The sequence below is a fragment of the Microbacterium sp. BK668 genome (genome assembly GCF_004362195.1).
Lineage (GTDB): Bacteria > Actinomycetota > Actinomycetes > Actinomycetales > Microbacteriaceae > Microbacterium.
Window position 1 is genome coordinate 2,461,883 of record NZ_SNWG01000001.1, and the last position, 12,307, is coordinate 2,474,189.

At 70.1% G+C, this 12,307-nt stretch carries 10 protein-coding genes; 8 read left to right on the forward strand and 2 right to left on the reverse strand.

Features of this window, described 5'->3' with window-relative positions:
- Positions 1 to 236: 236 nt before the first annotated feature.
- The 4 genes from pyk to treZ all read left to right on the forward strand — a co-directional run bounded on the left by pyk (position 237) and on the right by treZ (position 8,101).
- On the forward strand, positions 237 to 1,667 hold the full coding sequence (gene pyk, locus EV279_RS10965) for a pyruvate kinase (protein WP_133543422.1): 1,431 nt from the start codon (positions 237 to 239) through the stop codon (positions 1,665 to 1,667).
- A 107-nt stretch (positions 1,668 to 1,774) separates the two neighbouring features.
- Positions 1,775 to 3,988: a glycogen debranching protein GlgX gene (glgX, locus tag EV279_RS10970; protein ID WP_133543424.1), complete on the forward strand. Its 2,214-nt coding sequence runs from the start codon at positions 1,775 to 1,777 to the stop codon at positions 3,986 to 3,988.
- A gap of 4 nt (positions 3,989 to 3,992) precedes the next feature.
- On the forward strand, positions 3,993 to 6,371 hold the full coding sequence (gene treY, locus EV279_RS10975; RefSeq protein WP_133543426.1) for a malto-oligosyltrehalose synthase: 2,379 nt from the start codon (positions 3,993 to 3,995) through the stop codon (positions 6,369 to 6,371).
- Positions 6,368 to 8,101 carry a malto-oligosyltrehalose trehalohydrolase gene (treZ, locus tag EV279_RS10980; protein ID WP_133543428.1) on the forward strand — a complete coding sequence of 578 codons (1,734 nt, stop codon included), beginning with the start codon at positions 6,368 to 6,370 and terminating at the stop codon, positions 8,099 to 8,101. Before treY ends, treZ begins: the two co-directional genes overlap by 4 nt.
- A 33-nt stretch (positions 8,102 to 8,134) precedes the next feature.
- On the opposite strand, the gene map is transcribed toward treZ, so the two are convergent.
- On the reverse strand, positions 8,135 to 8,917 hold the full coding sequence (gene map / locus EV279_RS10985; protein ID WP_133543430.1) for a type I methionyl aminopeptidase: 783 nt from the start codon (positions 8,915 to 8,917) through the stop codon (positions 8,135 to 8,137).
- 116 nt (positions 8,918 to 9,033) lie between these two features.
- On the opposite strand from map, the gene EV279_RS10990 reads away from it, so the two are divergent.
- The 4 genes from EV279_RS10990 to EV279_RS11005 all read left to right on the forward strand — a co-directional run bounded on the left by EV279_RS10990 (position 9,034) and on the right by EV279_RS11005 (position 11,753).
- On the forward strand, positions 9,034 to 9,549 hold the full coding sequence (locus EV279_RS10990; RefSeq protein WP_133543432.1) for an MFS transporter permease: 516 nt from the start codon (positions 9,034 to 9,036) through the stop codon (positions 9,547 to 9,549).
- A gap of 173 nt (positions 9,550 to 9,722) precedes the next feature.
- On the forward strand, positions 9,723 to 10,070 hold the full coding sequence (rplS, locus tag EV279_RS10995; protein WP_133543434.1) for a 50S ribosomal protein L19: 348 nt from the start codon (positions 9,723 to 9,725) through the stop codon (positions 10,068 to 10,070).
- Positions 10,071 to 10,233: 163 nt separating this feature from the next.
- The gene (gene lepB / locus EV279_RS11000) at positions 10,234 to 11,097 is read left to right on the forward strand and encodes a signal peptidase I (protein WP_133543437.1); all 864 of its coding nucleotides are present in this window, start codon (positions 10,234 to 10,236) and stop codon (positions 11,095 to 11,097) included.
- Complete coding sequence (locus EV279_RS11005) at positions 11,094 to 11,753, forward strand: ribonuclease HII (protein ID WP_133543439.1); 660 nt, start codon at positions 11,094 to 11,096, stop codon at positions 11,751 to 11,753. The genes lepB and EV279_RS11005 overlap by 4 nt, the downstream gene beginning before the upstream one ends.
- 94 nt (positions 11,754 to 11,847) lie before the next feature.
- Here EV279_RS11005 and EV279_RS11010 read toward each other — a convergent pair whose 3' ends face one another.
- Positions 11,848 to 12,171 (reverse strand): DUF2469 family protein, encoded by a 324-nt coding sequence (locus EV279_RS11010; protein WP_133543441.1) that lies wholly within the window; start codon positions 12,169 to 12,171, stop codon positions 11,848 to 11,850.
- Positions 12,172 to 12,307 lie beyond the last annotated feature (136 nt).

The window sequence follows — 12,307 nt, forward strand, 5'->3', positions numbered from 1 at the left end:
AATCGGTCATGTCGGCTCCGATCGACGAGTCGTGGTGGATGGCCGCCACGCTAGAAGCGCGGTGTTTCCGGGGCGCGTCGCGCCGCGTTACCCCCATCGAACGTTTCGCTCACGGCGCGAAGCGCTGCGATGTGAGGTCGCCGGGCCGGCGGTGGTCACGCCGGCGTCACCCCCGCGAAACCTGCGCGTACGGCAGGCTGGGAGAGACTGGACACACCCTCGGGAAGGAGCGCCACGTGCGCCGTGCCAAGATCGTCGCGACCCTCGGGCCCGCGACCGCGGACTACGAGACCGTCGAGAAGCTCGTGCGGGCGGGGCTGGACGTCGCCCGACTCAACCTGAGCCACGGCGATCATGCCGTGCACGAGTCGTCCTACGCGAACGTCCGCCGCGCGAGCCAGGCGACGGGCCGGGCTGTCGGAATCCTCGTGGACCTGCAAGGCCCGAAGATCCGGCTGGCGCGCTTCGCGGACGGCCCCCACGTCCTCGAGCCGGGCGACGTCTTCACGATCACGACCGAAGACGTCGTCGGCACGAAGGAGGTCGTCGGCACGACCTTCCCTCAGCTCGCGCAGGACGTGAAGGCGGGTGACACCCTGCTGATCGACGACGGCAAGGTCCGGCTGCGTGTGCTCGACACAGACGGGGTCGCGGTCCGCACGGAGGTGGTCGTCGGAGGACCGGTCTCGAACAACAAGGGCATCAACCTGCCGGGCGTGGCGGTGAGCGCCGCCGCGCTGAGCGAGAAGGACGAGGCCGACCTCCGCTGGGCGCTGCACCTCGGCGCCGACCTGATCGCCCTCTCGTTCGTCCGCAGCCCGAAGGACGTGCAGCGCGTGCACGTCATCATGGCCGAGGAGGGGGTACGGATCCCGGTCATCGCGAAGATCGAGAAGCCCGAGGCCGTCGACCACCTGCAGGAGATCATCGACGCGTTCGACGGCGTCATGGTCGCCCGCGGCGATCTCGGCGTCGAGCTGCCGCTCGAAGCCGTCCCGATCGTCCAGAAGCACGCCATCGAGCTGGCCCGCCGTTGGGCCAAGCCGGTCATCGTCGCGACGCAGATGCTGGAGTCGATGATCGAGAATCCGGTGCCCACGCGCGCCGAGACGAGCGACGTGGCCAACGCCGTCCTCGACGGCGCCGATGCCGTGATGCTCTCCGGTGAGACGAGCGTCGGCGCCCATCCCGTCACGGTGGTGGAGACGATGGCCCGGATCGTCGAGTCCACCGAGGAGCACGGCCTCGAACGCATCCCCCGCCTCGGGACCAAGCCCCGCACCCAGGGCGGCGCGATGACGCTCGCGGCGTCCAGCATCGCGGCGTTCGTCGATGCGAAGTACGTCTGCGTCTTCAGTCAGTCGGGGGATTCGGCGAGACGGATGTCGCGGCTCCGCGACCGCGTGCCGATCCTCGCGTTCACCGACCTCGCTTCCACCCGATCCCGCAACGCCCTCCTGTGGGGCGTCGAGACGTTCCTGGTCGAGCGCGCGCCCACGACCGACGCCCTGATGTCGGTGCTCGACGACTCCCTGCTGGCGAGCGGCCTGGCATCCAAGGGTGAACGCGTCGTCGTCACGGCGGGCGCCCCTCCCGGCATCGCCGGGTCGACGAACAACGTCCGCGTCCACATCGTCGGCACGGGGGGCTCCGAGATCCTCTCCTGACCCGGCCATCGGCCCACCCATGCTCACACCACCGTTCGCCGCGCAACCCCCGCGGCGCGGATGATCGACGCTCGATATGGTGAGAAACCATCCCAAGGAGGACCCTTTTGCAGGCTTGGCCCGGATCCGCATATCCCCTCGGCGCGACGTACGACGGCAACGGCACGAACTTCGCCCTCTTCAGCGAAGGGGCCGAGCGCGTCGAGCTCTGTCTCTTCGGAGATCGCGGCAAGGAGACCCGCGTCGAGCTGATCGACGTCGACGCGTTCGTGTGGCACGCGTACCTTCCGAACATCGGCCCCGGTCAGCGTTACGGCTATCGCGTCTACGGAAAGTTCGACCCGAAGTCCGGCCAGCGGTTCAACCCGAACAAGCTGCTCCTCGACCCCTACGCCAAGGCGGTGGAAGGCCAGGTCAAGTGGGGGCAGTCCGTCTTCGGCTACGACTTCGGCAAGCCCGATTCCCGCAATGACGACGACTCCGCGTCGTCGATGATGAAGGGCGTCGTCATCAACCCGTTCTTCGACTGGGGCGGCGACCGCCAGCCGAAGACGCCCTACTCCGAGACCTTCGTCTACGAAGCGCACGTCAAGGGACTGACGAAGCTCCACCCGCTGATCCCGGAGGAGATCCGCGGGACGTACAGCGCGATCGCCCATCCGGCCGTCGTCGAGCACCTCAAGAAGCTCGGCGTCACGGCGATCGAGCTCATGCCCGTGCACCAGTTCGTCAACGACTCGACGCTGCAGGAGAAGGGCCTCTCGAACTACTGGGGCTACAACACCATCGCCTTCCTCGCCCCGCAGAACACGTACTCCGCCACCGGCGACCGCGGGCAGCAGGTGCAGGAGTTCAAGGGCATGGTGCGGGCGCTCCATGCGGCCGGCATCGAGGTGATCCTCGACGTCGTGTACAACCACACGGCGGAGGGCAATCACCTGGGTCCGACGCTCTCGATGCGAGGCATCGACAACGCCGCCTATTACCGGCTGGAGGACAAGGACAAGCGGTACTACACCGACTACACCGGCACGGGGAACAGCCTCAACGTCGGAAATCCGCACGCGCTGCAGCTCATCATGGACTCGCTGCGGTACTGGGTGCTCGATATGCACGTCGACGGGTTCCGCTTCGACCTCGCCGCCACGCTGGCGCGGGAGTTCTACGACGTCGACCGCCTGGCGACCTTCTTCGAGCTCGTGCAGCAGGACCCGGTGGTGTCGCAGGTGAAGCTCATCGCCGAACCGTGGGACATCGGTCCCGGCGGCTACCAGGTCGGCAACTTCCCTCCGCAGTGGACGGAGTGGAACGGGAAGTACCGCGACACCGTCCGCGACTTCTGGCGCGGTGAGCCCGCCACCCTCGGCGAGTTCGCGTCGCGCCTGACGGGCTCCGCCGACCTGTACGAGCACTCGGGACGCCGGCCCGTGGCATCCGTCAACTTCGTCACCGCGCACGACGGGTTCACCCTGCGCGACCTCGTGTCGTACAACGAGAAGCACAACGCCGCCAACGGCGAGGACAACAACGACGGCGAGTCGCACAACCGCTCGAACAACCACGGCGCGGAGGGGCCCACGGACGACCCGGAGATCCTCACGCTGCGCGCACGGCAGCAGCGGAACTTCATCGCGACGCTCATGCTCTCCCAGGGCGTGCCGATGCTCCTGCACGGCGACGAGATCGGCCGCACGCAGCAGGGCAACAACAACGGATACGCCCAGGACAACGAGATCACGTGGGTCAACTGGGAGACGGCCGACCAGCCTCTCCTCGAGTTCGCGGCGGCCCTGGCCAAGATCCGGCGGGACCATCCGACCTTCCGCCGTCAGCGCTTCTTCAACGGCCGCCCGGTGCGCCGCGTGGCCGGTGCGCCCGTGCCGGACATCGTGTGGGGGCGTCCGGACGGCTCGCAGATGCAGCCGGAGGACTGGGAGTCGGGCTTCGGGCGCGCCATCAGCGTGTTCCTCAACGGCAAAGGCATCCGCGAGCGGGATCGCCGTGGTCAGCCCATCGACGACCGCCACTTCATCGTCCTCTTCAACGCCGGCGACGAAGCGGTCGACTTCACCATCCCCGAGGTCGACTTCAGCCCGGTATGGGACATCATCGTCGACACGGCGGGCGAGCAGGCCGGCGGCGACCCGATCGACCCCGGAGCGACCGTCACGGTGCAGCCGAAGGCGCTGGCGCTGCTGCGCGAGCATGTCGAGCCCGAGGTCGAGATCGACAGCACGGTGGCGGCGTCCGTGGCCGCGACGCTGACGACGTCGGTCGACGAGGTGCCCGCTGCCGCGCCGAAGCCGGAGCTCGGAAGGTAGCCGCATGCGTCCTGCGTCGACGTACCGCCTGCAGATCCGCAAGGCCTTCGACCTGGGCGCCGCCGCCGAGGTCGCGGGATATCTCCGCGACCTCGGCGCGGACTGGGCGTACCTCTCGCCCCTCCTGCAGGCCACCGAAGGATCCGACCACGGCTACGACGTCATCGATCCGTCCCGCGTGGACCCCGCGCGGGGCGGCCGGGAGGGGCTGGACCGGTTCGTCGCCGCAGCGCGCTCGGCGGGCCTCGGCATCCTGGTCGACATCGTCCCCAACCACATGGGCGTCTCGGCGCCCGCGACGAACCCGTGGTGGTGGGATGTGCTGCTGCGCGGCCGCGACTCCCGCTACGGCGAGGCGTTCGACATCGACTGGGAGTACGGCGACGGGCGTGTGCGCGTGCCGATCCTCGGCGACGAGCTCGACGCGATCCTCGAAGCCGGTGAGCTCACCGCGGACCCGGAGCCCGGACCGCAGACGCCGTTCGGCGAGCTGCGCTACTTCGACCACCGGCTGCCGCTGGCCGAGGGGACGGCTCCCGCAGAGGCGACGACGGATGCCGCGGCCCTCCGCGAGATCCTCTCCCGCCAGCACTGGGAGCTGATGTTCTGGCGGCGCGAGGCGTCCGAGCTCAACTACCGCCGCTTCTTCGCCGTCACGACCCTCGCGGGCGTGCGGGTCGAGGTTCCGTGGGTGTTCGACGAGACGCACGTCGAGATCCTGCGCTGGGTGCGCGAGGGCCTCGTCGACGGGCTGCGCGTCGACCACCCGGACGGTCTGCTCGACCCCGGGGCGTACCTCGAACGGCTCGCCGAGGCGACCGAGGGCACCTACGTCCTCGTCGAGAAGATCCTCGAGCACAGCGGCACCGATCACCCCGAGCCGCTGCCGTCGTGGTGGCGCACCGACGGCACGACGGGGTACGACGCGATGGCCGAGATCGACCGCGTGCTGATCGACCCGGCGGGGGAGCGTGCCCTCGACGACCTCGACGCACGTCTGCGCGCCGAGTCGGGACTGACCCCGCCCGTGCCCTACGCCGAGGTCATCCACGGCACGAAGCGCATGATCGCCGACACGATCCAGCAGGCCGAGATCCGGCGCCTGGTCCGGACTCTGCCGGAGCCGATCGACGGCGCCGCCGACGCCCTCGCCGAGCTCCTCGCGTGCTTCCCGGTGTACCGCTCCTACCTCCCCGCCGGGCGCGAGAACCTCGACGCCGCCGCCGCCGAGGCGTCCGCGCGCCGTCCCGACCTCGCGGACGCGATCGACCGCCTCGTGCCGATCCTCCGCGATCCCGCGTCTGAGGTCGCCCAGCGCTTCCAGCAGACGACCGGTCCGGTCATGGCCAAGGGCGTCGAGGACACCGCGTTCTACCGGCAGACACGTCTCGGAACGCTGACCGAGGTCGGCGGCGACCCGGGGGTGTTCTCCCTCCCGGTGACCGGCTTCCACCGCGCGTTCGCGGGGCGCCACGCCGGGTGGCCGCACAGCATGACCTCGCTGTCTACGCACGACACCAAGCGCGGGGAAGACGTGCGCGCCCGCCTCTCGGTCCTCGCGGAGGTCCCGGACCGCTGGGCGGAGGTGCTGGAGGGCCTGCGCAGGATCGCCTCCACCGGCCACGGCCCCTTCGACTCCCTGCTGTGGCAGGCGATCATCGGCGCGTGGCCGGCGACGCCCGAGCGGCTGCACGCCTACGCGGAGAAGGCGGCGCGCGAGGCCGCCGAGGCGACCGGCTGGTGGGATCCCGACCCGGCGTTCGAAGAGCGCATGCATGATCTGGTCGACGCGGCGTTCGGCCGCGGGGTCGCGATGGTCAACGACTTCGTCCGCGAGATCCGGCCGTTCGGCTGGTCGAACGCGCTCGGCGCCAAGCTGCTGCAGCTGGCAGGACCGGGCGTGCCCGACGTGTACCAGGGCTCCGAGCTCTGGGAGACCTCGCTCGTCGATCCCGACAACCGCCGACCGGTCGACTTCGCGGCGCGCCGGGCGATGCTCGCCGAGCTCGACGACGGCTTCCCCCTCGGTGACCTGCCGCCCATCGACAAGACCGGGGCCGCGAAGCTGCTCGTGATGTCCAGGGCGCTGCGCCTGCGTCGCGACCGACCGGGGCTCTTCACGCGCTACACCCCGATGACGGTGGTGGGCGAGGCATCCGCGCACGCGATCGCCTACGACCGCGGCGGCGCCGTCGCCGTCGCGACGCGACTGCCCGTCGGGCTCGACCGCCGCGGCGGGTGGGGTGACACGGCGCTGCTGCGCCGCCCGGGTCCCGCCGTCGACGTGATCACGGGCCGCCGGTTCGACGGCCGAACCGTTCCCCTCGCCGACCTGCTGTCGCGGTACCCCGTGGCACTCCTGGCGACCGAGGAGGAATCGTGATCGAGGTCTGGGCCCCCCATGTCGAGCGCGTGCGGCTGCGTCGCGGAGGCGGGGGAGAGGATGCTGAGCTGGAGCGCCGCGACGGAGGCTGGTGGTGGGCGGACGCCGAGCTCTCCGACGGCGAGGAATACGGCTTCCTGCTCGGCGACTCCGACGTCGTGCGACCCGACCCCCGGTCGCGGCGGCAGCCCCGCGGCGTCCACGACCTCTCCGCGCACTTCGACCCGTCGCGGTTCGAGTGGACGGACGGCGCGTGGAGGGGCCGGCAGCTGGCGGGCGGACTCATCTACGAGCTGCACCTCGGCACCTTCACCCCCGAGGGCACCCTCGACGCCGCGATCGGCAAGCTCGATCACCTCGTCGAGCTCGGCGTGACGCACGTCGAGCTGCTGCCGGTCAACGGGTTCAACGGAGTCTGGAACTGGGGATACGACGGCGTCCTCTGGAACACCGTCCACGAGGCCTACGGCGGACCGGCCGCCTACCAGCGGTTCATCGACGCGGCGCACGCGGCCGGCTTGGCCGTCCTCCAGGATGTGGTGCACAACCACCTCGGCCCGAGCGGCAACTACCTTCCCGAGTTCGGTCCGTACCTGCGCGACTCGAGCCGCAACACGTGGGGTCTGAGCGTCAACCTCGGCGAGCCGGCCGTCCGCCGCCACATCGTCGACAGCGCGCTCATGTGGATGCGCGACTATCACGTCGACGGGCTGCGCCTGGATGCCGTGCACGCGCTGAAGGACGACTCGCCGGTGCACATCCTGCAGGAGCTCGCCGAGGCGTCCGACGTCCTCTCGGCGCATCTGGGACGCCCGCTGACCCTCGTCGCCGAGTCGGACATGAACGATCCGAAGCTCATCCTTCCGCGCGAGGCCGGGGGCTATGGCCTGACCGCCCAGTGGAGCGACGACTGGCACCACGCGGTCCACGTCGCGCTGACCGGTGAGACGACCGGCTACTACGAGGACTTCGCGGCGATCGACGCGCTGCCGAAGGCCTGGACCAAGGGCTTCTTCCACGACGGCACCTACTCGTCGTTCCGCGGCAGGGATCACGGGTTCCCCATCCCCGCGCACGTGCCCGCGTGGCGCCTGGTCACCTTCGCACAGGACCACGACCAGATCGGGAATCGTGCCGTCGGGGACCGCCTCAGCGCGACGCTGCCGTTCGAGCGGCTCGCCGTGGCCGCCGTCCTCACGCTCACCGCGCCGGGAACCCCCATGCTGTTCATGGGTGAGGAATGGGGGGCCTCCACGCCCTGGCAGTTCTTCACGTCGCACCCCGAGCCGGAGCTCGGAGAGGCGACCGCCAAGGGGCGCATCGCCGAGTTCGAGCGCATGGGCTGGGATCCCGCCGTCGTGCCCGATCCACAGGATCCCGAGACGTTCCGCCGATCGAAGCTGCGCTGGGACGAGGCGGGGGAGGGCGAGCATCATCGCCTGCTCGCGCTCTACCGGGCGCTGGCCCGGCTGCGCCGCGAGCGACCGGAGCTGACCGACCCCGCCTTCGGCTCCCTCGGCGGCGAAGCGGTCGAGGGGCAGGGCGGCAGGGTCTTCCGTCTGCGCCGCGGCGACCTGCTCGTGCTCGTGAACCTCGGACAGGAGGCGGTTCGCTTCGAGGGGACGGCGGAGATCCTGCTGGCGACGGATGCCGCGACGGTCGTCGTGGAGGGTTCGCTGCTGCTGCCGCGGGACAGCGCGGCGGTCGTGGTCGCGCCCGCCGGCGCGTAGCGGCCGGCTGACCGCCCGGAAGGCCTCTCGACGTCAGTCGACGCCGAGGAAGGACCGGTCGGTGAGGGTGATCGGCCCTGCCTCGGTGATGGCGACGGTGTGCTCGGAGTGCGCCCCCCGAGAGCCGTCGGCGCTGCGCAGCGTCCAGCCGTCGGGATCGGTGATGAGCTCGTCGGTGCCGGCCAGGAACCACGGCTCGAGGGCCACCACGAGGCCCGCGCGCAGGGGATAGCCCCGGTTCGGCTTGCCGTCGTTCGGAACGTGGGGGTCGCCGTGCATGACGCGGCCGACGCCGTGACCGCCGAAGTCGGTGTTGATGCTGTAGCCGTCGGCGTGGGCGATCTCGGCGATCGCGTGCGAGATGTCGCCGATGCGGTTGCCGACGACGGCGGCGGCGATCGCGGCATCCAGAGCCTGCTCGGTCGTGGCGATGAGCGCGAGGTCCTCGTCGCGTGGCGTCCCGACGACGAAGGACACGGCGGAGTCGGCGACCCAGCCGTCGATCGACACGGCGAAGTCGAGCGAGACCAGATCCCCGTCGCGGAGCGCGTAGTCGAAGGGGAGGCCGTGGAGGACCGCGTCGTTGACCGACGTGCAGATGACCTTGCCGAAGGGCCGGGCGCCGAACGACGGGTGATAGTCGATGTAGCACGACTCGGCGCCGGCGCGGCGGATCAGTTCGTGCGCGCGACGATCGATCGACAGGAGGTTCGTCCCGACCTTCGTCTCGTCGCGGAGGGTCGCGAGGGTCTCGGCGACGAATCGCCCGGCGGGTCGCATGGCCTCGATCTCGGCCGGTGTGCGCAGCTCGATCATCGCGCTCCTCTCAACCTGTCCATTCTGTCGGATGGCCCGCCGAGGTCGCTGAGAGGATGCCTCGCGGACGACCGGAGCCGGTCCGCGGAGGAGGCGACCGGCGTACCATCGGGAGCATGTGGCTGCGTCGCGCGTTCTACGGCTGGCTCTTCCCGGCTGCGTTCCTGCTGCCGCTGTGGCTGCTCGTCGGCTGGGCCGTGTTCAACGCCGGCGGGTGGGCCTTCCTCTGGGTGCTCTTCCTCGCGATCCCGGCGGTGTTCATCGGACAGCTCGTCCTGACGCTCCTCGTGCGAGCGCGGGGCACGGTGCGCGCCGAGCGGGCGGTCTCGTGGTGGGATGTCCTCGGGTTCACCGTGTGGCACCTGCTGATCATCTCGCTCGGCTTCTTCGACGAGGCCTGGTGGGCACCGGCCATGGTCGTGACGATCCTGGCGGGGGTCGGCCTGTTCTGGCTCACCCTGTGGCAGCTGTGGCGCGAGGCGCGGCCCTCGCGCATGGTCCTGTACACGACCGAGGGCGTCGCCTACCTCCCGCCGACGGTGACGACGGATGCCTCGTCCGGCGGAACCCGCTCGCACGACCCCGGCGAGGTCTTCGTCATCACCGAGAGGCGCGACCCCGACGCATCCTGACCGGCGCGTTTTGGCCGGTCGCGTCATCCGTGGCAGAATGGCTGTTTGTGCCCTGACCCGGCTCTGCCTCAGGGGAGCACGTCGTGCGGAAGCGATTCCCTCGGCCCCGGGCACACGACATCCTTTCCCCTCTTTTCGCGGTCGACCTGTGGCGGCCGCAGGAAGTGACGATCATGCAGATCCTCGACGCCGTCGATGCGGCCTCGCTCCGCTCGGACATCCCCGTCTTCAGCCCCGGTGACACCGTCAAGGTGCACGTCAACATCACCGAGGGCAACCGCTCCCGCATCCAGGTCTTCCAGGGCGTCGTCATCGGCCGCTCCGGCGACGGCGTGCGCGAGACCTTCACGGTCCGCAAGATCAGCTTCCAGGTCGGCGTCGAGCGCACCTTCCCCGTGCACAGCCCCGTCATCGACCACATCGAGGTCGTGACCCGCGGTGACGTCCGCCGTGCGAAGCTCTACTACCTGCGCAACCTCCGTGGCAAGAAGGCCAAGATCAAGGAGAAGCGCGAGAACTGAGTTCTCTCCGACGATGCCCCGAGGCCCGCGCCCCGGGGCATCGTCATCTTCCCCGTGTGAGGGGCACCGACGATAACGCGTCCGGCGGCCAAGCGCGCCGGAGTGTGCGACCCTTGAGATGACGGCCCACCGAACTCCCCGGCGAGCCCGGTGAAGGACCCACATGACGACCGAGCAGACGGCTTCCGCGGAGCCTCTTCCCACTCCGAACTCGGCGTCGGGCACGGATCAGCGCCGGCGGGGATGGCTCTACTTCCTGCGCGACGTCGTGATCATCGTGCTCGTCGCGGTGCTCGTGTCGTTCCTGGTCAAGACGTTCATCGTCCGCTCGTTCTACATCCCCTCGGGGTCGATGGAGGACACGCTGCTGGTCAACGACCGGATCCTCGTCGACGAGATCACCCCCCGCTTCGGCGGCTACGACCGCGGCCAGATCGTCGTGTTCCGGGATCCGGGCGGATGGCTTCCGCCGGCGCCTGAGGACACGCGCCCGCCGATCGAGCAGAGCGTGGACTGGCTCCTCTCCCTCGTCGGCCTGTCGGCGCCCGACAGCGACGACCACCTGATCAAGCGCATCATCGGGCTCCCGGGCGACCATGTCGTCTGCTGCAATGCGATCGGGCAGATCACGATCAACGACGTGCCGATCGACGAATCGTCGTACCTCAAGCTGCCCGGCGGCGAGACCGCCGCCTCGGGGGATCCGTTCGACGTCGTCGTGCCGGACGACAGTCTCTGGGTGCTGGGGGACAACCGGTACCGCTCGAAGGACTCCCGCTACAACCAGGACCAGCCGGGGGACGGCTTCGTGCCGCTCGAGAACGTCGTGGGCCGGGCGTTCCTCATCACGTGGCCGCTCTCGCGGTTCGGGATGCTGGACTTCCACCCGGCGGTCTTCGCCGGTGTCCCGGCGGCGGGCGACGAGGGCTCGGAATCCGGCGCGGGCTCGGACCCGCCCGGCTCGGGCTCGGGCTCGGGGTCCGGCGACCGGGACTCCACTCCCGTGGAGGAGACTCCGGGATCGTGACGGTCGTCGAGCCGCGGCTGACCCTGGAACGCCGGCTGCTCAAGGAGTGGCCGGTCGTCATCGCGTGCGACGAGGTGGGCCGGGGCGCCCTGGCGGGCCCGGTCGCGGTCGGTGCGAGCGTCGTCACTCCCGCCGACGCCCGCCGCCGCATCCCGGAGGGCCTGCGCGACTCGAAGCTCGTTCCCGAGCCCCGGCGCGCAGACGTCGCCGCGCGCGCCGCCAGGTGGGTCTCGGTCAGCGCGGTCGGATGGGCGAGCAGCGTCGAGATCGACGAGATCGGAATCATGCGCGCCCTCGGCCTCGCGACGATCCGAGCCCTCGCGGACCTGCGCGCACACGGGGTCGTGCCCGAGGAGGCGATCGTCATCCTCGACGGCAACTACGACTACATCACGCCTGCCGGCGCGACCGGTCTGACCGTCCGGCCGGTCATCAAGGCCGACCGCGACTGCGCGAGTGCGGCCGCGGCATCCGTCATCGCGAAAGTCGCCCGGGACGCGCTGATGACCGGGCTGCACGACGAGCTGCCGGCGTACAACTGGATGAGCAACAAGGGTTATGCCAGCCCCGATCACCGCGAGGCGATCCGCGCGCACGGCATCAGCCGGCACCACCGCGCGTCGTGGTCGATCGCCGACGCGCCGACTCTCTTCTGACCCGCCCGCCCGAGACCAGGAGAGGGCGCTCGGATCAGGACCGATCCCGCCGCGGCATCCTGATCTCAGCGCTTCAGCCTGACCCCGTGCCTGCTCAGCTGTCGAGGGACAGCTCTTCGGGGAGGTGGAAGTCGCGGCGCGAGAGCTCCTCGACGTTGACATCCTTGAACGTCAGCACCCGCACGGACTTCACGAACCGGTCGGCGCGGTAGATGTCCCACACCCACACGTCGTTCATCGAGATCTCGAAGTAGAAGTCGTGCTCGGTGTCGCGGCGGACGACGTTGACCTCGTTGGCGAGATAGAACCGCCGCTCGGTCTCGATCACGTACTGGAACTGAGAGACGACGTCGCGGTATTCGCGGTAGAGCGCAAGCTCGAGTTCGCGGTCGTAGTCCTCGAAGACTTCGTCATCCATGGTGCCTCCATCCTAGACAGGCGCGCGCGCCGCCCGGCTCGGCATGGCGACCGCGCCGGCTCCTCCCCAGGGCGCCCTCCGCGAGGACTTCGAACGGATGCCGCAGCCCGCCGTCGGTGAGCGATCCCGGCGCGCG

Excerpts from the sequence above, each read along its gene's own strand:
- rplS (WP_133543434.1), top strand. The coding sequence starts at position 9,723 with ATGCAGATCCTCGACGCCGTCGATGCGGCCTCGCTCCGCTCGGACATC.
- EV279_RS11010 (WP_133543441.1), bottom strand. The coding sequence starts at position 12,171 with ATGGATGACGAAGTCTTCGAGGACTACGACCGCGAACTCGAGCTTGCG.
- lepB (WP_133543437.1), top strand. The coding sequence starts at position 10,234 with ATGACGACCGAGCAGACGGCTTCCGCGGAGCCTCTTCCCACTCCGAAC.
- EV279_RS10990 (WP_133543432.1), top strand. The coding sequence starts at position 9,034 with ATGTGGCTGCGTCGCGCGTTCTACGGCTGGCTCTTCCCGGCTGCGTTC.
- map (WP_133543430.1), bottom strand. The coding sequence starts at position 8,917 with ATGATCGAGCTGCGCACACCGGCCGAGATCGAGGCCATGCGACCCGCC.
- treY (WP_133543426.1), top strand. The coding sequence starts at position 3,993 with ATGCGTCCTGCGTCGACGTACCGCCTGCAGATCCGCAAGGCCTTCGAC.